Annotated in this window: 19 protein-coding genes and 1 riboswitch; of the genes, 14 read left to right on the top strand and 5 right to left on the bottom strand. The window is 39.5% G+C overall.

Annotated elements, in window-relative coordinates; all coding sequences use genetic code 11:
- The first annotated feature begins 50 nt into the window (after positions 1-50).
- The 3 genes from BCM40_RS15790 to BCM40_RS15780 all read left to right on the top strand — a co-directional run bounded on the left by BCM40_RS15790 (position 51) and on the right by BCM40_RS15780 (position 5,051).
- Complete coding sequence (locus BCM40_RS15790) at positions 51-2,138, top strand: BglG family transcription antiterminator (protein ID WP_065525022.1); 2,088 nt, start codon at positions 51-53, stop codon at positions 2,136-2,138.
- Positions 2,139-2,143: 5 nt separating this feature from the next.
- A complete protein-coding gene (locus tag BCM40_RS15785) occupies positions 2,144-3,283 on the top strand; it encodes a mannitol-1-phosphate 5-dehydrogenase (protein ID WP_065525023.1) in 1,140 nt (379 codons plus the stop codon).
- Positions 3,284-3,551: 268 nt separating this feature from the next.
- Positions 3,552-5,051 (top strand): malate:quinone oxidoreductase, encoded by a 1,500-nt coding sequence (locus BCM40_RS15780; protein ID WP_065525024.1) that lies wholly within the window; start codon positions 3,552-3,554, stop codon positions 5,049-5,051.
- A gap of 74 nt (positions 5,052-5,125) precedes the next feature.
- On the opposite strand, the gene BCM40_RS15775 is transcribed toward BCM40_RS15780, so the two are convergent.
- The 3 genes from BCM40_RS15775 to glcT form a co-directional block, all read right to left on the bottom strand.
- Positions 5,126-5,668, bottom strand: a complete 543-nt coding sequence (locus BCM40_RS15775; RefSeq protein WP_065525025.1) for an ECF transporter S component — start codon at positions 5,666-5,668, stop codon at positions 5,126-5,128.
- A gap of 166 nt (positions 5,669-5,834) precedes the next feature.
- Positions 5,835-7,874, bottom strand: a complete 2,040-nt coding sequence (gene ptsG, locus BCM40_RS15770) for a glucose-specific PTS transporter subunit IIBC (protein ID WP_065525026.1) — start codon at positions 7,872-7,874, stop codon at positions 5,835-5,837.
- Between the two features lie 159 nt (positions 7,875-8,033).
- A complete protein-coding gene (gene glcT, locus BCM40_RS15765; RefSeq protein ID WP_065525027.1) occupies positions 8,034-8,876 on the bottom strand; it encodes a glucose PTS transporter transcription antiterminator GlcT in 843 nt (280 codons plus the stop codon).
- Positions 8,877-9,084: 208 nt separating this feature from the next.
- On the opposite strand from glcT, the gene BCM40_RS15760 reads away from it, so the two are divergent.
- The 10 genes from BCM40_RS15760 (at position 9,085) to BCM40_RS15715 (ending at position 23,197) form a co-directional block, all read left to right on the top strand.
- Positions 9,085-9,966 (top strand): HAD family hydrolase, encoded by an 882-nt coding sequence (locus BCM40_RS15760; RefSeq protein ID WP_156851316.1) that lies wholly within the window; start codon positions 9,085-9,087, stop codon positions 9,964-9,966.
- A gap of 342 nt (positions 9,967-10,308) precedes the next feature.
- Positions 10,309-13,449: a DEAD/DEAH box helicase gene (locus tag BCM40_RS15755; RefSeq protein WP_065525028.1), complete on the top strand. Its 3,141-nt coding sequence runs from the start codon at positions 10,309-10,311 to the stop codon at positions 13,447-13,449.
- A 65-nt stretch (positions 13,450-13,514) separates the two neighbouring features.
- Positions 13,515-14,129, top strand: a complete 615-nt coding sequence (locus tag BCM40_RS15750; RefSeq protein WP_065525029.1) for an NUDIX hydrolase — start codon at positions 13,515-13,517, stop codon at positions 14,127-14,129.
- Positions 14,130-14,274: 145 nt separating this feature from the next.
- Positions 14,275-15,348, top strand: a complete 1,074-nt coding sequence (locus tag BCM40_RS15745; RefSeq protein ID WP_065525030.1) for a branched-chain amino acid aminotransferase — start codon at positions 14,275-14,277, stop codon at positions 15,346-15,348.
- Positions 15,349-15,496: 148 nt separating this feature from the next.
- Positions 15,497-16,702 (top strand): multidrug effflux MFS transporter, encoded by a 1,206-nt coding sequence (locus BCM40_RS15740; protein WP_065525031.1) that lies wholly within the window; start codon positions 15,497-15,499, stop codon positions 16,700-16,702.
- Between the two features lie 148 nt (positions 16,703-16,850).
- Entirely contained in the window at positions 16,851-18,269 is a 1,419-nt protein-coding gene (locus BCM40_RS15735) for an alkaline phosphatase (RefSeq protein WP_065525032.1), read from the top strand.
- A gap of 22 nt (positions 18,270-18,291) precedes the next feature.
- Complete coding sequence (locus BCM40_RS15730; protein WP_065525033.1) at positions 18,292-18,933, top strand: DUF4352 domain-containing protein; 642 nt, start codon at positions 18,292-18,294, stop codon at positions 18,931-18,933.
- 309 nt (positions 18,934-19,242) lie between these two features.
- Complete coding sequence (locus tag BCM40_RS15725) at positions 19,243-20,679, top strand: carbon starvation CstA family protein (protein ID WP_065525034.1); 1,437 nt, start codon at positions 19,243-19,245, stop codon at positions 20,677-20,679.
- A 441-nt stretch (positions 20,680-21,120) separates the two neighbouring features.
- Positions 21,121-21,891, top strand: coding sequence for a glutamate 5-kinase (proB, locus tag BCM40_RS15720; RefSeq protein ID WP_065525035.1), 771 nt, complete (start codon positions 21,121-21,123; stop codon positions 21,889-21,891).
- 28 nt (positions 21,892-21,919) lie between these two features.
- A complete protein-coding gene (locus BCM40_RS15715) occupies positions 21,920-23,197 on the top strand; it encodes a glutamate-5-semialdehyde dehydrogenase (protein ID WP_065525036.1) in 1,278 nt (425 codons plus the stop codon).
- Between the two features lie 192 nt (positions 23,198-23,389).
- Here BCM40_RS15715 and BCM40_RS15710 read toward each other — a convergent pair whose 3' ends face one another.
- Positions 23,390-23,803, bottom strand: a complete 414-nt coding sequence (locus BCM40_RS15710) for a DUF4395 domain-containing protein (RefSeq protein ID WP_065525037.1) — start codon at positions 23,801-23,803, stop codon at positions 23,390-23,392.
- 93 nt (positions 23,804-23,896) lie between these two features.
- On the bottom strand, positions 23,897-25,255 hold the full coding sequence (gene mgtE, locus BCM40_RS15705; protein WP_065525038.1) for a magnesium transporter: 1,359 nt from the start codon (positions 25,253-25,255) through the stop codon (positions 23,897-23,899).
- 125 nt (positions 25,256-25,380) lie between these two features.
- Positions 25,381-25,468: riboswitch (cyclic di-GMP riboswitch) on the top strand.
- Between the two features lie 47 nt (positions 25,469-25,515).
- Between mgtE and BCM40_RS15700 the strand changes: the two genes are divergently transcribed.
- Positions 25,516-26,385, top strand: coding sequence for an amidase (locus tag BCM40_RS15700; RefSeq protein WP_065525039.1), 870 nt, complete (start codon positions 25,516-25,518; stop codon positions 26,383-26,385).
- The last annotated feature ends 20 nt before the right edge of the window (positions 26,386-26,405 follow it).

Here is a 26,405-nt window from a genome sequence, read left to right as displayed (position 1 = left end):
TACATTTTCAAGTCGAGAAAAAGCATTTAAAAGCGAAATGAGGGACAAGCATGTTTATCACGTTTAGAGAAAAATCTATTATTGAATTGATTGTTAGAACCTCTGGAAAACATACCGTTCATTCCTTGTCTTCGCATTTAGATGTCAGTGCTCGGACTATTCAGCGAGATTTAAAATCGATAGAAAAAACGTTAGTAGAATTTGAACTGAAAATCGAACGAACTGCAGATGAAGGACTTTTAATTACGGGGCCTAACGATCAAATTTATCGCCTTATACAGAATTTGATAACAGTTAGTCCAGCAGATGAAACACCTGAGGAACGGAAGTTAAAACTGCTGATTATTTTATTGCACGAAGGGCCATTTTTTAAAAAACAAGTGCTTGCAAGTCAATTAGGAATTAGTAATGCTACATTAACCACTCATTTAGATGACTTATCGGACTGGCTACATAAATTTTCCATTGCCGTATCTCGAACAAAAGGTGTTGGGATCGAAGTTAACGGCGAGGAAGCCAATATGCGTTATGCACTAGGCAGTTATATGTTGGCTTATTTTTATGAAGAAATGATTGAAAGTTTGTACCATCTCCAACAAGGGAAAAGTCAGAAAGACAATATTCTTGGTTATTTTTTTCCGCGGTACTTGGCAGTAGTCGATCGGTTAGTCAACCAAAAAATCAACCGGGGCCAAACAAAGTTAGCCGATAGTGACTATGTGGGTTTAGTTATTTATAGTTGTATGACACTTCAACGAACAGAAAAAGGGTTTCTACTGGAAACTATAGAATTAGTAGAGAAGAGTTCTACTAGCGAGTATCAGTTGATCGAAAGTATATGCAATGAATTAAGTGAGCAACTTCTTGTACCGTTAACAAAAGCTGATATGCATTTTTTGTCGATTATTTTAAAAGGGTCTAAAGTTCAAGAAGCTAAAGGCTCTTACTATGATAGCGTCTTGCTAGGAAGAAAAGTGAAGAACCTAATTCGTAACGTATCGTCACAGTTAGATGTTGATCTTATTAATGACTTCTCATTGTATCAAGGACTGCTAGCGCATATGGAACCATTGGTTTTCCGGTTAAACCAAAATATCGAATCTTTTAATCCATTAACTGATGAAATCAAACGCAAATATCCAGTGCTATTTATGGCGGTTAAACAAGGGGTAGAAAATGAATTTGAAGAGTTGTATTTCTCAGCTGACGAGACTGCTTTTATTGTTCTTCATTTTGGTTCTGCTTTATTAATTAGGGAAGAAAAAGTACAAATTGGCGCCGTTGTTATTTGTCCAACGGGCATTGGTACTTCAAAAATGCTGGCAAGCCGCATTCAAAAAGAACTTCCCGAAATCAATTCCATAGAAATTCTTTCAATTAATGATTTTCAAGCGGCAGACTTTAAGAATTATGACTTAGTTATCTCTACTATTCGGCTACCGGTTACAGAAGTAGATTATATTAGAGTAAGTCCTTTATTAAACGAGCGAGATATCGGGTATATTGAAAGTTACTTGCAAAATAATGTGAAGAAAATTACGAGCAAAATGAATTATTTACATCCCGGAAAAACGAGCGAAGCAATAATATCGAAAAATCGACCAAATGTTCAGCAGTTGCTACAGGAAATAAAACAAGTGCAACATAGTATGGATGTACTATTGAACAATTTTAAAGTTTTTCGAAAGCAGTACGCTACGGATTATTGGGAGATTTTACAGGAAGTCTTAAACTCTGCTCGAAAAGAAAACATTGTAACAAATGTAGCTTCTGCAATGCGCGAACTTAGAGAGCGAGAGGAAAAAGGCGGACTAGGGATTCCGAATACGACAATGGCTCTTTTTCACGGCCGTGATGACTCGATACAAGAGTTATTATTTCAAGTTATCCATATTGATCATCCGCTTATCGTAAAAGGAATGGATGGCAAAGACATGCAAATGAAAAGTTTGCTGTTAATGCTAGCACCAACGGTAATGACTGAACGACAGCAAGAAATATTGAGTTTAATTAGCACGAGCTTGATTGAAAGCGATCAATCAATGATGATTTTTACTTCTTCCAATGAAAAAGCCATTCGACAGAAATTAGAAGAGGTTTTTTGGGAATACCTACAAAATAATTTGATAAAGGAATGATGACAGTGAAACAAGCCGTTCATTTTGGAGCAGGAAACATTGGTAGAGGATTTATCGGAGCGTTATTTTCTAAGTCAGGCTATCATGTAACGTTTGTGGACGTAGCAGATCAAGTAATCAATAAATTAAACGAAGAAAAAGGCTATCACGTAAAGTTAGCTCAATCACAGGAAGAGCAAATTGCAATTGAAAATGTGTCGGGCATTAATAATATGACGCATGCTGAAGATGTGATTGGAGTAATTCAGCAGGCAACATATTTAACTACTGCTATTGGACCAAACATCTTACCAAGAATCGCTCCTTTAATTGCTCAAGGACTAACGGAACGTGTTTCGGCAACGGATGAAAAACTGTATATCATCGCTTGTGAAAACCAAATCGGTGCAACGGATATTTTAAAGCAGCACATTCTAGATAGTTTAGATGATGAGGTAAAAGCGAAGCTAGAAGGAAGAGTATATTTCTTCAACTCAGCTGTTGACCGCATTGTGCCGATTCAAGATCAGAGTTCATTAGATGTGTTAGTAGAGCCATATTTCGAATGGGTAGTGGAAACAACAGAAACCATCCCACAAGTAACCGGTATGACAATAGTTGAAGATCTCGCACCATTTATTGAACGGAAGTTGTTTACGGTAAATACAGGTCATGCTGTTATTGCCTATTTGGGGTATTTAGCAGGAAAAGAGACAATCGATGAAACATTAGCAGATGAGGAGATTGTTACTCAAGTCAGAGAAACGCTAAAAGAAACTGGAGCGTATTTGGTAAAAGAATATGGACTCGATGAACAGGAACATATGACGTATATCGATAAAAATATTGAACGTTTTAAAAATGCTTACTTGAATGATGGTGTTACACGCGTAGGACGGGCACCTATCCGGAAGTTAGGGCCTGAAGATCGATTGATTCGTCCGGCTACACAAGCACAAAAAGCAGGGTTATCTTATACTTACTTAGCGAATGCCATTGCGGCTGCGTTGTTATTTGATTTTCCGGAAGATGAAGAAGCGATGGAAATTCAACAAATAATTCAAGACAAGGGACCTGCCGCTGTTTTAACAACCATTAGTGGGTTACCTGAAGACAGTGACATTACAAAAGAAGTTGTTAGCCGCTATCATGCGCTGAAAGCTTAACTATAGGTCAGTAATAACAAACAAAATAAAAAAGGCAAACACGTATTTTAACGTGTTTGCCTTTTTTGTCGGTTGACCATGCTTTTGCAGACGCATGAAGTGAGGTATAATGGACAGGCAAAAGCAGATAGGTACAATCAGGAAATATGATATAATTATATAATTGAAGCAGAAAAGGTGTGTTTTATGGTTGAACCTGGCTTTTTGTATTATTTGATCAGGAGCAAGCTGCACCTATTTGCAAATATACGGGATAAGGAAGGTTTTAATGGACAACCAACAGAATAATAAAAATATCATCTTAATCGGCGCCGGAGTTATGAGTGCAACTTTGGGAGCAATGCTTAAAGAGTTAGCTCCAGAGTGGAACATTAAAGTGTTTGAAAAGCTTGAAAAAGCAGGCGCTGAAAGTTCTAACGAATGGAATAACGCAGGAACAGGTCATGCTGCACTTTGTGAACTGAACTATACACCTGAACAAGCAGATGGCTCTATCGATATTAAAAAAGCGAGCAGCATCAACGAACAATTCCAACTTTCGAGACAATTTTGGTCGTTCCTTGTAAACAATAAACGCATTGAAAATCCAAAAGACTTTATCATGTCGATTCCTCATATGAGCATGGTTCAAGGCGAAGACAATGTTCGCTTTTTAAAAAATCGTTTTGAAGCTTTGACGAAAAGTCCTTTGTTTAAAGGAATGGAATTCTCAACGGATACAGAAAAGTTAAAAGAATGGATGCCTTTGATTATGGAAGGGCGTACGTCAACTGAAGCAATCGCAGCAACGAAAATCGATACAGGGACTGACGTCAACTTTGGTGCGTTAACCGAAATGTTGTTTGAGTACTTGGGTGAACAACAAGTCGAAATAAATTACAACCATGCAGTTAAAGACATTACACGTAACAGTGATAGCACATGGGAAGTAAAAGTGCAGGACTTAGAAAACAATAAAATTGAATACCATAGTGCAGATTTCGTCTTTATTGGCGGCGGTGGCGGAAGCTTGCCATTGTTACAAAAAACAGGTATTCCTGAATCCAAGCAAATTGGTGGATTCCCGGTTAGTGGTTTGTTCTTAGTTTGCAACGACCCTGAAATTGTGGAACAACATCATGCAAAAGTATACGGTAAAGCAAAAGTTGGCGCTCCGCCAATGTCCGTACCCCATTTGGATACACGCTTTATTGATGGCAAGAAATCATTATTGTTCGGACCGTTTGCTGGGTTTTCTCCAAAATTCCTGAAAACAGGATCGAATATGGACTTAATCGGCTCTGTAAAACCGAACAATGTCTTCACGATGCTTGCTGCAGGGGCAAAAGAAATGTCATTAACAAAATACCTTGTTCAACAAGTCTTGTTATCAAACGAAAAACGCGTAGAAGAATTACGTGAATTTATCCCAACTGCGAAACTAGAAGATTGGGAAGTAGTCGTTGCCGGACAACGTGTACAAGTGATTAAAGATACAGATAAAGGAAAAGGGACACTTCAGTTTGGTACAGAAATTGTAACGGCTGCTGATGGTTCAATTGCTGCATTATTAGGAGCTTCACCTGGTGCATCTACGGCAGTTCATGCAATGCTTGAAATTTTCCAAAGATGTTTCCCAGAACAAGTAGGCGAATGGGAGCCAAAAATTAAAGAAATGATTCCGTCTTACGGCGTGTCCTTGTCTGAAAACCCTGAGCTTCTACAAGAAATCCATGCATCAACTGCAAAAGCATTGCAGTTGGACGAAAAGAACACAATCACTAAATAAATTTTTAAAAACCACATTTCAAAAACCCCGTTCATCTTTTAGATGAACGGGGTTTTGTTGTGAACCGACTTATTTTATTTGAAGTAAGGTGTTTTCTTTAAAGCAATCGCAACAGGAATTGCGATGATTAATCCCACTACGTTTTGAACGATGTTTCCTGGGATTGAAGCGGCTGGAATAACCCAGCTGCTAAAGATGATCGCTTCGCCTACATAGTAGATAGCTATCATCAGTGGCATTGAAACAACAGCAGCTAAAATATTGAAAGACGTACTGTTACCAGTTCGATTGCCTGACCAAGCGATTTTCCCGACTAAGTATCCTTGAAGACCGCGCGCGATGATGGTGATAGGTGCCCATAAAGTCCAACCAGAAACTAAATCGAACAAGCCCATGCCGATAGCACCTGCGATCAATCCTTTTTTAGGACCAAACAAAATTGCGATGATGAAAAGCATAGCTGTACCGAGGTGAACAAGACCACCATTGGCAGCAATCGGTAAACGAATATTCAATAGTAATGTGGCAACAAAGACAAGTGCAATGGCCATCGAACTTAAAATCAAATCAAAAGTACGAGAATTAGCTGTTGGTGAATAGCTAGATGTTTTTTGCATAGTTAGTAATCATCCTATCTTTTCTTTTTCAGATAAGATTAGCAGAGGAGTGGACTAGTTAAAAGCGTCAATTTCCAATAAAACTTAGGGGTCAGATGTATTAAGAAAAGCCCGGTCGCATGTGGAGGATCCACATGTGACCGGGCTTTAAGTAGATGTTTCTGGATTAAACGACAGATTCTCCGTTTATAATTTCCATAACATTTGAATCCTTAGCAGTTACTGCACCGGATTTTTTAAGTTTAATCGATTGTCCTTCTTCAAGATTAGTAAAGACAACCGGCGTAATAATTGATGCTGCGTGTTCAGCGATATAGTCCAAGTCCATTTCCATTAAGAGTTGTCCTTGTTCCACTAAATCGCCTTGTTCAATATGTGAAGTAAAGCCTTCGCCTTTCAAGTGTACAGTATCAATTCCGATATGAATCAGAATTTCCGTACCATTATCAGCTGCAATACCGATTGCATGCTTTGTTGGGAATACGGTAACGACTTTCCCGTTTACTGGAGAGAAAACTTTTCCTTCAGTCGGTTTGATCGCAAAACCATCGCCCACCATTTTACCAGAAAATACTTGGTCTGGGACTTCTGAAATCGGTAAGATATCACCTGTCATCGGGCTGTTGAATTCTAATGGCGTTGCTGAAACCACAGAGTTTTCAGTCGGAACGGCTGTTTTAGCAGCTGGACGAGGTGCTTTCCCATTGATAATGTCCTGCATTTGACCGCGTAAGCTATCTGATACAGGTCCGAAAATAGCTTGAATGTTGTTGCCAACTTCCATAACGCCTGAAGCACCTAGTTTTTTCAAGCGCTTTTTATCAACATTGCCTTTGTCTGCAACACTAACACGTAAACGTGTGATACACGCGTCAAGATTTTGGATGTTTTCTTTTCCGCCCATAGCGGCAAGTATTTCATATGGCAAATCGCCAATTTCTTCCGTTTCTTCATCGTCTTCATCATCGAGTTCGCGTCCAGGTGTCATCAAGTTGAACTTTTGGATAGCGAAACGGAAACCGAAGTAGTAAATAACCGAGAACACGAGTCCAACTACAATGACCCAGAACCATTCTGTTCTACCAGGCATAACCCCGAACAGTAAGAAGTCAATCAGTCCACCAGAGAATGTCATACCAATTTTAACGTTAAGTAAATGCATCGTCATAAATGAGAGTCCTGCAAAAATCGCGTGAACACCGAATAAGACAGGTGCAACAAATAAGAAAGTAAACTCAAGTGGTTCTGTAATCCCTGTTAGGAATGAAGTCAAAGCACCAGAAGCCATGATGCCGCCGACAACTTTCTTTTTCTCAGGACGTGCTGTGTGGTAAATCGCAAGTGCCGCAGCTGGAAGACCAAACATCATGAATGGGAATTTACCCGTCATAAATGTACCAGCCGTAAAATCTACACCATCTTGTAGTTGAGCAAAGAAAATACGTTGGTCGCCGCGAACGATGTCGCCTGCAACTGTTGTATATTGACCAAACTCAAACCAAAATGGAGAGTAGAAAATGTGATGCAAACCAAATGGAATCAATGAACGTTCAACCGTACCAAAAACAAAAGCCGCTAGCGTACGGTTTGTTTCTAGCATAAAGTGAGAAAGTGCGTTCAATCCGCCTTGAGCAAAAGGCCAAACCATGAACATTACGATACCAAGAAAAACAGCTGAAAACGCAGTAATAATTGGGACAAAACGTTTTCCTGCAAAAAATCCTAAAAACTGAGGCAACTGAATGTTAAAGAATTTGTTGTACAGGAAAGCAGCTAAAATACCAACAATAATCCCGCCAAATACACCTGTTTGTAATGTAGGAACTCCGAGTACATTAGCATAAGCTGGGTCTGAAGTGGCCATTTCTAGCGTAATTCCGCCAAACGCTTTCATGGTGACGTTCATGATCAAGTACCCGATAATGGCTGCAAGTCCTGCTACACCATCACCACCGGCAAGACCGATTGCGACACCAACAGCAAATAGTAAGGGAAGGTTAGCGAAAACGATTCCGCCCGCTTCTGCCATTACGTATAATAATTGCTGAATCCAGTTAGCTCCCATAAAAGGAACCGCTTCCAAAAATGATTCTTGTGCAAAACTTGTACCGAAAGCCAGTAAGATACCAGCAGCTGGTAAGAGTGCAACCGGTAACATTAAAGCTTTACCAACTTTTTGCAATGTACCAAATAAGTTAAATGACATGTAATTTCCTCCTCTATGGGTTGTATATGAAAAAACAATTGAATCCATTATAAAAGGCATGAGCAGAAAAGGGAAAAGTCAATAAAAGGACAGTATTGTCCTGTTAGTTAACTTTCGTCTTTTCATACTCATGCCTGATCGAATCAGTAACACGTATGGTCAGAATTTATGTGTCAAGCGCTGCAAGTGAATCGTCAAATACATGACTTCTGATTCATCTACGGGCTTATTCAATTGGTTTTGCATTACTTTTATGAGCTTCCAAGCAAGATTATAGCACACAGGATATTCACTTTTCAACATAGCCGCCAATTTATTTTCTTCGCTAATAATCGTGCCTTTATCGGCGCGATCAATTGCCCGGTGAAGATGTTGGATTAAGCGGTGATAATCGATGTTGTTTTTATCCAGTTGAATATCCAAATTGTTTTCGATAATCTCTACCAGTTGGGCCAGTAAAGAATGATAGCGCTTAATATCACGTAACGACTTATCTGTTACCGCACTATGAATATGAAGAGCGATAAAGCCAACCTCACCTTCTGGGAAAAAGACGCCTGTCCGCTCTTCTATTTTTTGAACAACATCTTTAGCAACAAGATATTCTTTTGGATACAGGGATTCTATTTCAAATAAAAAAGGGTTGGAGAATTGGATATCCTTTTTTGCACGGTTAATAGCAAAGGCAATATGATCGGTTAATGCAACGTGGATATGTTCATTGAGTTCTTTACCCATTTTTTCTTCGATAAAAAGAAGCAATTCTTGGATAAACGCGATGAGTTTCTCTTCAATATATGGAAGTAGATTTACATACTGTTCCATTTCTTTTTCATCTTTAAGCAAAAATGTTTTATCGGCTTGGTCAAAAGGAACAGTATCTCCTTTTTTTCGGTTAAAACCAAGACCATTGCCGATTAATACAACTTCTTTATAAACGTCGTTATGAGCAATCACGACATTATTATTTAATACTTTTTGAATGGTCAAGACCTGTTTCATTTTAACCTCCATCTGCCATTGCTAGCTTAGATAAACAAACTTCTTATCACATCAAATAAACTCTTTAAACTTCACTTTCTATTATTCTAACATTTTCTACCTTTACGCAATAGTTCTTATCCAGGAGAGTTGTGCTTTCATTGAGTTTAGAAATAGCACGGCGTATACTGAGAGGTATCATGTGCATTGAACAACAGGAGGTAATTGAGTGACTAGTAATCCAAAAGCCATCTTTTTAGATATGGATGGAACAATATTAAATCATTATAACGAAGTGAGTTCTGAAACAAAGCAAGTGATAGATCAACTGCGTGACCAAGGAATTTTTGTTTTCATTGCGACAGGCAGATCGGCAGATGAACTAGCAGAAATGTTACCGGAAGGCTTTGCAGTAGATGGCGTTATTACCGCAAACGGCATGGCAGGCTACATTGGCGATGAAATCGTGTTTGAGCATGCGTTATCGCTAGAGCTAGTGAAAACAATTATTGAAAAAGCACGCGAACGAAAAATCTATTACGAGCTCTTCCCACATGGCAGCCAGCGATTAGTATTAGAACAAGATAAAGCATTTGTCGAAGCGGCAATTCGCGATCCAAAGCCTAATTCCGTCCAGATTAACGAATGGATTTCGCGTCAGAAAGCCATAGAAGAAGATATTGAGTGGACATCAGAAATAACAGGTAATCATTTTTCGAAATTTTATTTTTTCGCAAGAACACGCGATGAAATCGAGGCGTGGAAAGCTGAACTAAAAGACTTACAAAAAGAGATGAACTTTTCGATGACACCTTCGTCTCCGCATAATGCAGAAGTCATGGTAGCCGAGATCAATAAAGCATCAGGCATCCAAGAAATGTTAGAGCGATTTGGCTTAACAGGTTGTGAGACATTGGCTATCGGAGATAGCGATAATGATTTGAAAATGTTTGAATACGTTAACCATGCTGTAGCAATGAAAAATGCCCCAGATCACATTAAAGAAAAAGTAGATGAAGTTACTGAATTTACTTGCGATGAAAATGGCGTTTCCCATTACTTAAAAACGGCAATATTGGACAATATTGTGATGAAAGCACCAAAAGCATAAGCGTAAGAAAAAGCAATCGAAACCGGAGATCTCTTTCACGGATTTGATTGCTTTTTTCTAGTGTTTCAATATCTAAAGCTATTTTGGATCCTCAGTTGAAATGTGGTGAATCCCTTCAACAAGGGTTTCACAGGCCCAAACCCCAACAATTAATACAGCTCCCGGTGCACTCAAGAACAAGTATCTTTTTTAGTGAGTGTATACTTAAAGAACCTTTAGTAAAAGAATGAATCAGAGACGCTAAAATGAAGAGCTGTCGTTGATTCACGTTATGCAGTTAGAGATAATAGAAAAAACATCAAAATGGTCCCGAGAAGGTTATCTCAGGAAGGAATTTTTCATATGAACTTTTCACTAAATGAATCACAAATAAAAAAATTATGCGGCCAAGTGGCTTTCAAAAAAGGAAAATCCTTTTTTCAGGCAGGAAAAATCCGGCTAACGCCGGACTCTAGTGATGACCGACTTATAAAAGGCGTTGTTATTGGGCGCGACGAATTTCACGTCAGCGTAAAACAAGAAACAGGTGGAGAGGTATTAGCGTCTTGTAGCTGCCCACCGGTTGGATTTGTCACAACTTACTGTCATCATATTGCAGGGGTTTTACTGGCGATTGATAGCATGCAGCAACGTGAAAACCCTACAAGGAAAATGATGGAGTTATTCTCGCGGCAGGCTGAGGGCACGAAAGGAAGGCGCCAGTATTTTGATCAACGTCAAACATACCAAATTGAATTTAGTGTGCTGCCGGTTTTGTTGAGAGACATCGCGTATCTCGGTTTACGTATAGCTGCGGCTAATGAGCCCATTCAAAATATCGGAGAATTTCTAAATGCAGTGAGATCTGAAAAAACATACAGTGAACCATCTGGTGTTGATTATTCGCCCAAAAAACATCGGCTAGAAAATAGTACGGAAGCCGTTCTCAATTACTTAGCGAAAACTCGAATTAACGAGAACAGTAGAGCAGAAAATAGCGATATGCTTGTCATTACTGCTTCAGATTGGGAGCGGCTCTTGCCTTTGCTGCAATCCACTTCTAACGTCAAACTTGTAGGAGGGGGGAGAGTAACAAATGGTCTGTCGATTGAAAAGCAACTGCCGCTGTCCTTTCATTTTAGTGAGCACCGACCGGGCGGATTTCGGTTGGATGTGGAAGGTCTTGAAGAAATACTCGTTCTACAAGCTTATGAATTGGCATTCGCAGATGGTGCACTCGTTTATTTGGCCAATGAAGATGCAAAACGCCTTTCAGAACTAAAAGCATTACTGCCGAATGGACTAGATCAATTACTCCTTTCAGCAGAAGAAATAGATTATTTTATGGCAACAGTGGTACCAGGATTAGAGCGTTTAGGAAGTGTCTATATCGCGGATGCAGTAGCCGATCGGCTTGAGCAAACGCCACTTCGCGCCAAATTGTTTCTCGACCGAATACGTCATCGCTTACTAGCGGGCGTAGAATTTCATTATGGTCATTTAGTGATCAATCCATGCGAAGAGTCAGATGAATTCCGACATTATCCAGGAATTCGGAGACAGCGTGAAGAAGAGCAAAGCATTATGCGCATGATGAAAGACAGTGCATTTACGCAAACCGATGGTGGCTTTTACATGCAAGACGAAGATTCAGAATATCACTTTTTGTACCACGTCATTCCGCAATTAGAAGAAAAGATGCAAATCTTTGCGACGACTGCTGTTAAAATGCGCGTCTCAAAAAACTACAGTGGTCCGAAAGTGAAAGTTGAGATTAGTGAGCGAACAGATTGGCTGGAATTTCGTTTTGACATGCAAGATATTCCTGAAACGGAGATTAAAAAGATTTTAACAGCTTTAGAAGAAAAACGACCTTATTACCGAATCCCTAACGGTACGTTAATGTCGTTGGAAACGCAAGAATTCCTTGATATGAGTGACTTTTTACGTGAATTAAATGTCGATGCAGCTAATTTTGGAAGAGAAGAAATTCGCATTCCACTCATCCATGGCTTGCATTTAGTTTCTTCTTTAGAGGAAGGACAGTTGTTAGACCCAGGGACGAACTTTGCAAATTTACTCCAAAATTTAAATTGCCCCGAAGCGTTAGGAACAGATGTCCCAACAAGCTTAAACGGGGTGCTTCGTGATTACCAAGAAGCTGGATTCCGCTGGTTCAAACTATTGGCAAGCTATAAATTCGGTGGCATTTTAGCTGATGATATGGGACTTGGCAAAACCTTGCAAAGCATTGCTTTTATCGTTTCGGTGTTGCCAGATGTTCGTAAACAACAGCAACCGGTACTCGTCGTTGCGCCGTCATCGCTTGTTTACAATTGGCTAAATGAATTGACGAAATTTGCACCAAGCATCAAAGCGGGAATTATCGATGGTGATAAAACAACAAGAGCTTCTTTAATTAAAAAAATATCAACGTTAGACGTGGTCATCACGTCTTACCCTTCTTTACGTATGGACCAAATGTTGTACCGTGACCAGCACTTTCACACTTTGTTTTTAGATGAAGCACAAGCTTTTAAAAACCCCGTTACTCAAACAGCAAAAGCCGTGAAAAGCATTAAAGCAGACTATCGATTTGCATTGACGGGCACACCTATTGAAAACTCATTAGACGAGCTATGGTCAATTTTCAATGTGGTGTTTCCGGAACTTTTGCCAAACCGCAGGCTGTTTAGTGAAATGAGACGAGACCATATTAAAAAGCGCGTACGACCATTTATTTTGCGGCGCATTAAAACCGACGTCTTAACAGAACTTCCAAACAAAGTAGAGTCTATCCATTTTTCAGAGCTGCAAACAGAGCAAAAGAAATTATATGCTGCCTATTTAGCAGAGTTAAAACAAGACGCATTCAAGCATTTAAACAAAAACAGCTTTCAAAAAAATCGCATTCGCATTTTAGCGGGACTAACGCGATTACGCCAATTATGTTGTCATCCTGCTTTGTTTGTAGAAGGATATGACGGAGGATCTGCCAAATTTGATCTGTTGATGGAATTGTTAGCAGAATGCCGAGCAACTGGCCGCCGCGTATTGGTATTTTCGCAGTTTACACAAATGCTTGGAATTATCGGCAATCAGTTGGCAAGAGAAGGGGTTCCTTATTTTTATCTCGATGGCCAAACTCCGCCAGTAGAGCGTGTAGATCTTTGTCGTCGATTTAATGAGGGACAAGGAGACTTATTTTTAATCTCGTTAAAAGCGGGGGGAACGGGATTAAATTTAACTGGTGCGGACACAGTTGTTTTATATGATCTCTGGTGGAATCCAGCTGCTGAACAACAAGCCGCAGATCGGGCACATCGTATGGGACAAGAAAAGGAAGTCCAAGTCGTTCGGCTTATTGCCAAAGGGACTATCGAAGAAAAAATTAACGAACTGCAATTAAAAAAGAAAAACTTAATCGATGATGTGATTTTATCGGGAGAAGAACCGTTAAAGGCGATGTCTGCGGACGATATTCGACAGATTTTAACAACATAAAAAACAACCGAAGAGAATTGTAGTCTCAGATTTGATAAAATAACTCTACGAGATGAGGTGTTGAAATGGATCCTGAAAAGTTACTAGAAAAAATGAAAAACCGAACGCCAGATGTATTAGGTCATGATGAATTTTTGAAGTCTGCCATTCTCTTGCCACTAATTGAAAAAGAGGGAGAGGTTCATGTTCTTTTTGAAGTTCGGTCTCATATGCTGAGACAACAACCTGGTGAGATTTGTTTTCCAGGTGGAAAGATTGATGCTCAAGACCAGACAGAACAAGCGGCTGCTGTCCGAGAAACAATAGAAGAGTTGGGAATAAAAGAAAGCCAACTCTCTACAATTTTGCCACTCGATTACCTTGTTTCTCCTTTTGGTATGATTGTCTACTCTTTTGTTGGGGTAATCGATTCAAAGGCTACTTTTGTCCCGAACTCTTCTGAAGTCGATAGTGTTTTTACAGTTCCTTTGTCTTTTTTCTTAAAAAACAATCCGCAAAAATACCGAATCAACTTTGAAATTCAACCAGAAGAAAATTTTCCCTATGATTTAATTGCTGGTGGCGAAAATTACAACTGGCGTGCACGTCAAATGGACGAAAACTTTTATATTTATGAAGATAAAGTCATTTGGGGGCTTACTGCCAAAGTCCTTCTACACTTTATTGAGATCATTCGCTGAATGGTCTTTTTGTTTAGGAAAAAACAGGTCTTTTATCGCGATTTTCGAACGGTGGCACCAATAAGCTGTTAAAGCATCGAATATATGTGTATAATTATTCATATGACTGATAATTAAAATTATTTTTACAAAAGGAGTCTTGACGATGACTACATACCAGCTAGAAGTTCTTGAAAATACGAACAAAAAAGAAAAACCGGTAAAAGACCAAGTGCCATTCGGGACTACATTTACAGATCATATGTATGTATTGGAATACGAAACAGAAAAAGGCTGGTATGATCCAAAAATTATTCCTTATGGACCAATTAGTTTAGATCCTGCAGCAATGATTTTTCACTACGGACAAACTGTTTTTGAAGGCATGAAAGCTTATCGCACAGAAGACGGACGAGTTTTATTGTTCCGTCCAGAAAAAAACTTTGAACGATTAAATCTTTCAAGTGAACGCTTGAGCATTCCACCTATTGACGAGAAATTAGCTTTAGAGCATTTAACTGAACTGATCAAACTTGAAAAAGCCTGGGTTCCTAAAACTCCTGGAACGTCTCTTTATATCCGTCCATATATTATTTCAACAGATGCGAACCTTGCAGTAGGACCATCTCAAACGTATAAATACATGGTTATTTTATCGCCAGTAGGCTCTTATTTCCCAGGCGGGCTTAAACCGGTTGTGATTCATGTAGAAGATAAATTTACGCGTGCCGTAAAAGGCGGAACGGGCATGGCGAAAACAGCCGGCAACTATTCTTCTGGTTACCAAGCACAAGCCAATGCGAAAAAAGAAGGCAATGCAGATGTTCTTTGGTTAGACGGTGTGGAGAAAAAATACATCGAAGAAGTCGGAAGCATGAACATCTTCTTTAAAATCAATGGAGAAGTGGTAACACCTGAATTGAACGGCAGTATTCTAAAAGGCATTACTCGCATGTCGATTATTGAATTACTTGGCACTTGGGGAATACCAGTGACAGAAAAACGAATTTCAGTTGATGAGCTTTATGAAGCTTTCGAAGCAGGTCAAGTAGAAGAAGTTTTTGGTACCGGTACAGCAGCTGTAATTTCTCCAGTAGGAGAACTGAACTGGAAAGGCAAGAAAATGATTATTAACAACCATGAAATCGGTGAATTATCTCAAAAGATTTATGATACCATCACAGGAATCCAAACTGGTAAAGTCGAAGATACGCTAGGTTGGACCGTAGAAGTAAAATAAATCTATATAATTGCATTATTTTAGCCCGCAACTATCAGCTTATCCATTGTGATAAACTGATAGTTGCGGGTTTTTTAGTGGTGTAATTTACATAAGCTCAAATGGAGCTATAGAGAAGAGCGACGATAGAAAAGAAGGTGTAAATATTTTGAAAAGTTCCACAGGTCTTACACGCACTCAGTTTATTTTATTGGTAGGTGCGTTGACTACGTTAGTTCCGTTTACGATTGATATGTATTTACCGGCGTTTCCGATTTTAGCAGACGTCTACCAAACAAATGCCAGCTCTGTGCAATTAAGTCTCACAGCCTGTTTGTTAGGGTTAGCAATTGGTCAATTGGTAGCGGGAGCACTGAGTGATATGCATGGCAGACGTAAACCTTTATTAGTTTCGTTAATCGCCTATATTGCTGCATCGATTGCTTGTATATTTGCTCCAAACATCTATGTTTTTGTGTTTTTGCGCTTTATACAAGGGTTTGCAGCCTCGGGGGGACTCGTTATTTCCCGGGCAATCGTGCGAGATGTCAGTCATGGTCCTGAATTAACGCGGTTGTTTGCGTTATTGATGGTTATCGGGAATTTGGTCCCTTTAATCGCACCTTCAATTGGAAGTGGGGTGCTTTTAGTTGCTGATTGGAAAGGAGTTTTCATATTACTGACGCTACTGGGAATCTTTTTGCTAGTGCTTTCGGCTTCTCGTTTAAAAGAAAGCTTGTCACCTGAAAAACGAGTGCCAAGTAATTTTAAATCCACATTTGGTAACTTTGCAGGAATCTTAAAAAATCGTCAGTTTACGGGTTATGCGTTAGCACAAGGTTTTTTAATTGGTGGAGTTTTCGCTTATGTGTCCGGCACGCCATTTATTTACCAAAACATTTACGGCGCTTCTCCGCAAGTGTTTAGTTTGTTGTTTGGAATGAACGGCATTGCGTTGATTATCGGCAGTTACTCGGTCGGTCGATTTACACATATTTGGTCTGAAAAAAGGTTTTTAGAAACTGCACTCTATGCGGCAACCATAGCGGGTGCCCTCTTATTGACCGTCGTATTAATGAACGGACCTTTATGGGCAGTTGTCATTCCCATTTTCTTTTTTATTATGTCTATTGGGGTGGTCGGAACGTCTTCTTTCACACTTGCTATGGAAAGCCAAGGGCATGTGGCAGGAAGTGCATCTGCATTGCTTGGGTTATTACCTTTTATCCTTGGAGCCGCAACGGCACCTTTAGTAGGGATAGCGGGAGAAAATACAGCGGTTCCGATGGGACTCGTGATTTTTTCGATGTGTTTGATCGCATTGCTTTCGTATTTGCTGTTAGCCAAAAACGCAACTTCATCAATTTCCAACTAATTAGAGCCCAGAAATTTTTTCTGGGCTTTTTGTATTGTGTAAAAATACCTGTTTTTGGAAATTTACAAAAGCTAAACAATTCTCTAATCAATCCTTAACAATCAACTTCTATACTGAGCGTGTAGATCAAATGACTGGAGGAGAGAAAATGATACATAGAAATTTGAAAACGAAAGTTCTACCACTTGCTTTAGCTTCAGCAGTGGCATTGTCTGGAGTTAGTTCGTTTACCTTGTCAGCTGAAGCAGGTAGTCCGGACAAAAACCAGGGGAAAGCTCACGGCCAAGACCATAAAAAAGGCAAAAAGGATAAGGTGAAAAATGTTATTTTTCTAATCGGTGATGGCATGGGCACTTCCTACACATCTGCTTATCGTTACTTACAAAATGACCCTACTACGAAAATGGTGGAAGATACGGCTCTCGATGCGTATTTGGTCGGACAACAATCAACATATCCTGAAGATCCTCATCAAAACATCACGGATTCTGCTTCTGCTGCTACAGCGATGGCAGCCGGTATTAAAACGTACAACAGTGCCATCGCTGTCGACAATGACGAAAGTAGCGTGAAAACAGTTCTTGAGGCAGCAAAAGAAAAGGGTAAAGCCACGGGACTGGTCGCAACTTCTGAAATTACACATGCCACACCAGCATCATTTGGTGCGCATGACATTGCAAGAAAGAACATGAATGCCATTGCAGATGATTACTACGATGAACTGATCGATGGGGAGCATAAAGTTGATGTTTTATTAGGTGGAGGTGTCGATCTATTCGAACGAACAGATCGTAATCTTACAGAAGAGTTTCAACAAGATGGTTATAGCTACCTTACAAATCGCAATGATCTATTAAACAATGATGATGAGCAAGTACTTGGCTTGTTTGCGCCAGCAGGTCTTCCAAAAATGATCGACCGTGACGACAGCACGCCGTCGTTAGAAGAAATGACGACATCGGCTATCGATCGTTTGTCAAAAGATGAAGATGGTTTCTTCTTAATGGTAGAAGGCAGTCAAGTCGATTGGGCAGGACATGATAATGATATTGTGGCTGCTATGAGCGAAATGGAAGATTACGACAAAGCGTTTCAAGCGGCGATCAAATTTGCTGAAGAAGACGGCAATACGTTAGTAGTTGCAACTGCCGACCATTCGACAGGAGGCTTCTCGATTGGAGCGGATGGTATCTACAACTGGTTCGGAGAGCCGATCAAAGCTGCAAAACGGACACCTGACTTTATGGCGCAACAAATTGTAGACGGGGCCGGTGTAGAAGAAACATTAGATGAGTTTATTGATCTTGAATTGACAGCTGAAGAAATAAAAACCGTGAAACAAGCAGCAGAAAGCAAGGAATATACAGCCATTGACAATGCGATCGAAGAAATTTTCAATAAACGTACACATACGGGATGGACAACTGGTGGGCATACGGGAGAAGACGTTCCAGTTTATGCATACGGTCCAGCAAGCAATCAATTTGCAGGAAAGCTCGATAACACAGACCACGCCAGAATTATTTTTGATTTACTGAAAGCCAAAGTAGAAATTCACGATAAGTAATGCAAGGAAATGAGGCAGTGATATGAAAAAGACACTATATTTCTTACTATTTTCAGCAATTCTTCTTGGCGGATGTTCAGAGCAGAACGATTCGATAGCGGTAGCTTCAACAGATACTGTAAATGAAGTTCCAGAGTATTATGAAGACTACGTCTTGAGTCCCCAAATCACAGATGATCGCACGTTACAAGAGGTTGGACAACACAAGCGAGATTCAAAAGGGGAAGCTACGGTCGAAGCTGTTAATATGGCTACAGAAACTTATGATATAGGATCTGTCGAGTTGACAGTAGAAGAATCAAAGATCCTTCAAGTAAAGCCTGATTATAGTTTGATCGATTTTTTCCATTCGTATACGCATGAGCAGGAATTTAAAGTCGTAAAAATGTTTGTGGAAATTACCAACACATCCACTGAACCTGTACATTTTGCTCCAGTAGCATTGTTTAAGACGGATGCCGAAGAACTCAAGCTTTGGGAAGATGATATTTACTTAGAAAACTTAAACGGGGATCTGGCACCAGGAGAAACTAAACGAGGCAATATTGGCTTTATCATTGAAGAAAGTGATGTTGACTCGGTAACTATTACAACAAGTGATGTTTTTAATAATAGTGAAGAAAAAATTGCTGATGCCTTACAATTTGATACACGTTTCGAATAAGTGAGGGTTAATTTTAATAAGGTGTTGAAAATCCAAAATAATGAGTGCACAGGCGGAATATCGCCTGTGCACTTTTTAGAGTCAAAAACAAAACAATATATAATATAATTGCCTTATTTGATAGCGCTTTCGTAATAGTAGTATAAGAAATATTTCCTATGTAGGTACATGAATTCATCATAATCAATTCGATTCTCTTGAATATAGTTATTTTACAGTATATTTGTTTTTTTCTAAATATTATGTTTATATATTTAAAAAACATGTTATCATTCTTTATACTTAACAAAACATCAGGAGGAACCGCATATGATAACCTTTTTCGCTGCTCTTGTATTACTTATTCTTGGCTATGTATTTTACTCGAAATTCATCGAACGTGTTTTTGGAATTGATGACAATACACCAACGCCCGCTTATTCTAAAACCGACAAATTAGATTTTGTCCCAATGAGCTGGTGGAAAGGGAATTTGATTCAATTATTAAATATTGCAGGTCTTGGTCCAATTTACGGAGCAGTTGCAGGTGCATTATACGGACCAGTAGCTTTTGTCTGGATCGTTGTAGGCAGTATTTTTGCCGGAGGGGTACATGATTATTTTTCAGGTGTCATGTCGATGCGTCACGGAGGCGCACAATTTCCAACCTTAGTGGGAAAATACCTAGGGAAAAATGCAAAAGTATTTATCAATGGTCTTTCTCTTGTACTGATGTTGCTAGTGACTGCAGCTTTCACGGCAGGTCCAGCACAGTTAATTGCACAAATTACACCGATTAACTTTATCACGGCATTAGCCATTATTTTCTTCTACTTTATCTTAGCGACAATTTTGCCAATCAATAAAGTGATTGGACGGATTTACCCTCTTTTAGGTGGGATTTTACTATTCATGGCAATTGCAGTAGCCGTTGCACTCGTATTCTCTGGAAAACCGATGCCAAACCTTACGTTTGAAAATCTTCACCCAGGAACTTTACCGATTTGGCCATTGTTGATGGTTACCATTTCATGCGGAGCCATTTCTGGCTTCCACTGTACGCAAAGCCCAATCATCGCGAGAACAATGAAAAAAGAGTCAGACGGTCGCAAAATCTTTTATGGTGCAATGATTATTGAAGGTGTGATTGCTTTAATTTGGGCAGCTGCCGGGATGACATTCTTTAATGGCACTGAAGGACTTGGAGCAGCGCTTGCTGCAGGAGGTCCATCCGGAGTAGTCAATGAAATTTCAATCACTTTACTTGGATCGATTGGTGGCTTGCTTGCCATTTTTGGAGTAATTATCTTGCCTATCACTACAGGCGACACAGCCCTTCGCTCTTCCCGAATGATCTTAACAGATATACTTTCGAAATTTGTCAACATGCAAGGAAAAGTAAAAGTCCTGTTAGTCACGATTCCACTAGGGATTCCAACGTTCTACATGGCAACAATCGATTATACATTCCTTTGGCGTTATGTTGGATGGACCAACCAATTGGTAGCAACATTCATGTTGTGGACAGCAGCAATTTACTTATTGAGAAACTTTAAATTTCACTGGATAGCAAGTGTACCAGCAGTCTTTATGACAGCAGTTGTTTCCATGTACATCTTCTACGCGCCAGAAGGCTTGAATATGGATTACCAAGTATCTGCAATTATTGGAGCGTGTATTACATTAGTAGTTGTTGGATGGTACGTAACTCAAATTTTAAAGTACAGAAGTTTGAAACAACTAGAAGTAGACTATCGCGCTTTATAAAACGAGAGAAAAAAGCATGGGATCACTTTCCCATGCTTTTTCTATTAGCAATTTCTCGGTCAAAAGTGCCGTGTGTTGATCGGAAAATATATGATAGACTAATATATCCTTTAAAAATTAATTATTCTTTTTATACAGAATAATTAAATTAAAAATTTTTGTATGTCCACTTAATACACAACTAGTGCACTAATAAGAGTTGAAAGAGTTTCATTATATTGAATAAATATTCATTAATTATGTATAAAATAAAACATTAAAGTCTATTATAAAGGAAATTAATAATTATAATGTTGACTTAAAATGCAAAAGAGTGCATAATAACTCTATTCAAGAAACGTTAAAACAGCCGAAGGATATCCAGTCACGGGGGCAAGGTTCTTCCGTTTTTGAACAAATGGAAGATTTTTTTTATTTATCAAAAACGGGTGGTGAATGCGCGTGGAGAAGAAAAGAATCGTTGTAAAGATTGGAAGTAGTTCGTTAACAGATGAGCAAGGAACATTATCAATTGAGAAATTGCGTGAGCATGTGGATGCACTGGCTCGTTTAAAAGAAGAAGGACACGAAGTGGTATTGATCTCGTCTGGGGCCGTTGCGGCAGGGTGTATGGGCATGGGTTATTTATCACGCCCGAATACATTAGTTGATAAACAATCCGCTGCAGCGGTCGGACAAAGCTTGTTACTGCAGGCTTATGCTGATGAATGCAAAAAACACAATATTGTCGCGGCACAGTTGCTACTAACAAAAGACCTTTATAAAAATGCCAATGCGACCATTTCCAACCTATTGAAGCGGAACGTTATGCCAATCATTAACGAAAATGACTCGGTTTCAGCGGAAGAACTCACTTTTGGTGACAACGATATGCTGTCTGCATTAGTTAGTGGGTTGATTCATGCCGATTTCCTCATGATTTTAACAGACATTAATGGCATATACCTTGAAAACCCAAGAACCAATCCTCAAGCGCAGAAATACCTTCACTTACATGATATTCCTGATGCACTAATAGCTGCTACTTCTTCTGATGGCTCTACTGTTGGTACAGGTGGTATGAAGTCTAAAGTGGAAGCAGCTCGAACAGCACTAGCTTTCGGCGTCCAAGTATTTATCGGCTCCGGCACAGGTAGCGAAAAATTAGTCGATATTTTTCACGGCACAGGCGATGGCACTTATATCGGCGTCAAAACAAAAATGAGTGTTTAACAAACAAGAAATTGAAAGGGGCAATTAGATGACAAAAATTTTTCAAGAGCAAGAAACTGACCAAAGCGAACTTCTACAAAAAGCCAAAAAAGCAAAACACGCTTCAGCGGTATTAGCAAAATCGACGACAAAGCAAAAGAATCATGCGTTGCGTGCTATTTCAGCGCAATTGTTAGAAGAGCAAGCCTATATTTTAACGGAAAACAACAAAGACGTGGAAGTTGGCCGTCAAAATGAGATGAGCGAGTCTTTAGTCGATCGTTTAAAGCTCGATGAGACGCGGATACAGGATATGGCGGATGCTTTGATTCAACTAACGAAACTAGCAGACCCAGTAGGTGAAGTGCTTGAGAAATGGGAGCGTCCTAACGGCTTAACGATGTCCAAAATACGTGTGCCTTTAGGTGTTGTCGGCATGATCTATGAAGCGCGTCCCAATGTCACCGTAGATGCTTCAAGTTTGTGTTTGAAAACAGGAAACGCTGTCGTATTACGAGGCAGTTCGACAGCCATCCATTCAAATAAAGCAATTGTTGCTGTTATTCACCGAGCATTAGAAAAAAGTGAGTTGCCAGTAGAGTCCGTGCAGCTATTAGAAGATACGAGTAGAGAAGCAGCATCTCACATGTTCAAGTTAAATCAATATTTAGATGTACTAATTCCTCGTGGAGGCGCGAAGTTGATTCAGACGGTTGTTCAGAATTCTACGGTTCCGGTATTGGAAACAGGCGCAGGAAATTGTCACATTTATATTGATGAGACAGCAAACGTTCAAATGGCAATTGACATCGCATTAAATGCCAAAACACAACGTCCATCTGTTTGTAACGCTTGTGAAAGCATTTTGGTCCATCAAGCTTGGGCAGACAAGCATTTGCCGCTCTTGTTGAGCGCTTTACAAGATCAGCACGTGACAATACACGGTGATGAACTTGTACAAAAACTCTCACCTAATGTGATAGCTGCAGAGGAAGAGGATTGGGGAACAGAATACCTCGGACTGGAAGTAGCGATAAAAATCGTGGGTGATGTTAGTGAAGCAATTGAGCACATTAATACGTACGGAACAAAACATTCAGAAGCAATTATTTCGAAAAGCTCGGAAAGTGTCGATCAATTTTTCATGGAAGTTGATGCGGCTGCAGTGTATCACAATGCTTCGACTCGATTTACAGATGGTTTCGAATTTGGGTTTGGTGCAGAAATTGGCATTAGTACACAAAAGCTTCATGCGCGAGGACCCATGGGCTTACCAGCTTTAACGTCGACGAAATACATTATACGTGGTAATGGCCAAATAAAATAAAAAGTAAAAGAGGTATTGGGGTGGTGCACCCAATACCTCTTTTTAACTTGTTTAGTTGTAAAAAATCTCGATATTATTTGACCTAACTATTCACTCTCAAAGCGATCAGCGCGGTTTATAGCTTTGCAAACTGCACAAATGAACTTTATCTAAAATCTGAAAGGACCCGGAGCAAAAGCTTCGGGTCCTTTTTTATGCCTGTACTTTAGTACGGTTGTGTTTCCACATCATGTAGCGGTATCGAATTGTACAGCCGATGCAGTAACCCATCAATGCAACGCCTGCAGCGATAATAACCATGACACTAAAGGCAAATCCAAGTATCGGTAATCCTACAGAAAAGAAAACAAGAGAAAGGCCTAAACAAATAGTGGCAATCCATTGATTAAATAATTGTTGATCTCGGTCTTCTTGTGGGTAGCTCGCCATGGGCTTTTTCAAAAAACGACGGCTTCCTAAAATGACAGGATTTTTCTTAGTGATTAATGTATAAGCTCCAACAACAAATGGGATCAATAAAATAGCTGGGTGGAGCAATAATGCCATTACGACTGTAACGACGATAAAAGCTTGGTTGGTTTGAACAAGGGGTTTTGGAATAGACATACACACGCCTCCTTCGATTTCAACCTATTATACCAAGAGACTTACTAGGTTTAAAGAAAAATGCTTTGAAATAGAGTTTTTTATTATTTTTTTTTACATCAACTGAGAAATAAACAAAGTCGCCAAACCGAAATAAATTAATAAAGACAAAATATCATTAATGGTCGTAATTAAAGGACCGGAAGCGACAGCTGGATCAATATTAAATCTATACAAGAGAAGAGGAATAATCGTTCCCGCCAATGTTCCGATGATTAATGTCATTAATAAGGATCCGCCGACCACTATGCCTAAAACCAAATTGCCTTGCCACACATAAGCAATTAACAAAATAAGGATAGAACAAATAACGCCAATAATGATACCGACCCATAATTCGCGAATGATCAGCTTGATGGTTTGCTTGAAATCAAGCTTTTGTGATGCCAGTCCGCGGACTACGACAGATAGGGATTGAGTACCCGTATTTCCAGTCATGCCGGCAATTAATGGCATAAAAAACGTTAATGCTACAACGGTTTGTAGCGTGTTTTCGAATCGACTAATAATACTGCCTGAAAACAAACCAATAAACAGGAGTAAAATTAACCATGGCAATCGTCGGTAAGCCGCTGTCCAAGCAGGGGTATCAAAATCGATTGATTTACCAGAAGCAGATAATTTCTCAATATCTTCATTTGCTTCTTGCATGACCACATCAATTACATCATCAACCGTGATAATCCCGGCAAGGGTATTGTCGGCTTCAACAATTGGCAAGGTGACAAAATCGTAACGGCTAATAATTTGAGCCACATCTTCTTGGTCCATCAAGACATCTGCTTTGACGACACGTTTGTACATCACTTCTTCAATTTTATCTTCTAGATTCCCAAGGATTAAATCTTTATAGGAGACAACTCCAAGTAGTTTTTTATCTTCATCAACAATATAAAGATAGTTGAGGTATTCCGCTATTTCTGCAAAATGTCGGATCTTATCAATGGCGTCACGAATTGTGTAATGACGGGGGATCCAAACATAACGGTTATTCATTAGTCGGCCGGCTGTTTCAGGAGGGTAAGTCATTGTACTTTGAACAAATTTAGAATCGTCTTGGTTTATTTGAGACAACAGCTCTTCAATGCGTTCTGGCTCAAGGTCAGCCAACAGCAATGCCAAATCGTCATTATCCATGCGGTCGAGTACTTTTGAGGACTTTTCCACACCTAATTTCTGTAGAATATCAATTTGCTCGATTTTCGGAAGCTCTTGCATCAACTCGGTTAATTGACGAATCGATAAGTAGAGCAAGAATTTATTGCGGTGCTTGTCTGGCAAGTGACGGTATTGAATTGCCATATCATAGGGTTGCAACTCATCTAAAATTTCTTGAAATTCAGTTAGTTTGCCTTCTTTTAAGGACTTGATCAAAGCCAAAGTAATTTCGTCTTCACGCAATGCTACGGACACGGGATTCACTCCTTTTGTAAAAAATACTGCGATGCTATTGTTGATTATTACGTTAAATCTCTCATATGAAAAGAATTATTTAAAAAAGATGGCAAAAATGCATTAATTAACATATAATGATAAAAATCTGAAAAAGGCAAACTCTATCGAAAGAGGAGGACGCAAAGCCATGAGCCTACCCGTTGAAAAACGCAAGGTCGTCAGGTTGCCAGGGTCTCGTTCTTTGAGCCACGGCATACAGAACGGGAGGGTATGGGAAAATGAAAAAACTATTGATGGCAGGTGTATTATTGTTGTTTATGCTGACACAAACAGGTGTCAACGCTCATGCAATGGAATTAGATGTAAAAGCGACATGGTTATGGAATCCATGGATGATTTATAGTGATGAAGCAGGCACACTAGCGTTTTTAGAAAGTAAAGAAGTCAACAAAGTCTATGTCCAAATTGACGAAGACATACCACTGGCTGTCTATCAAAGCTTTATTGAAAAAGCGGGAGCATCCGGCATGACAATCTATGCATTAGATGGGGCTAATGATTGGGTAGCGCCTAAAGGCTTTACGAAACAGGACCGTTTGATGAACTGGCTATCCGCTTATCAGCAAAAAGCTTTACCGGCTCAGAAATTCGCGGGTGTTCATTTGGATGTTGAACCGTATTTATATAGTGGGTGGAATACGAATAGAGCAACAACGATCAAATCGTACCAATCTCTTTTAAGTAAAGCAGCAACTAGTACAGCAGCGATGAATTTACCACTTGAGGCGGATCTGCCTTTCTGGTTTGATGAAATCGCTTATAAAAATACATACGGCAAAGGTGTACTCGCCGAATGGGTAATTGCCAACACAAATAGTGTTACGTTAATGGCATACCGAGATTCAGCAGCAATGATTACAGAACTCGTAAAAAATGAAGTCGCTTATGCAGAGAAATATGGAAAAACCGTTGTAGTCGGAGTGGAAACAGGACAAACCGATGAAGGCAACAATATTTCTTTCTTTGAAGAAGGCGAAACTTTCATGAATGGTGAGTTAGCGAAAGTGTCAGCTTATTATTCGACAGCAGCTGGATTTGGCGGGGTAGCTATTCATCATGTGGACAGCTGGAAAACAATGAAACCTTAAAAATTAAAAACTGCCGGCGA

This window comes from Planococcus donghaensis, assembly GCF_001687665.2.
In the GTDB taxonomy this organism is placed as follows: Bacteria; Bacillota; Bacilli; order Bacillales_A; family Planococcaceae; genus Planococcus; species Planococcus donghaensis.
The sequence above is the reverse complement of the archived record's forward strand: the minus strand, read 5'-3'. Positions and strand labels throughout refer to the sequence as shown.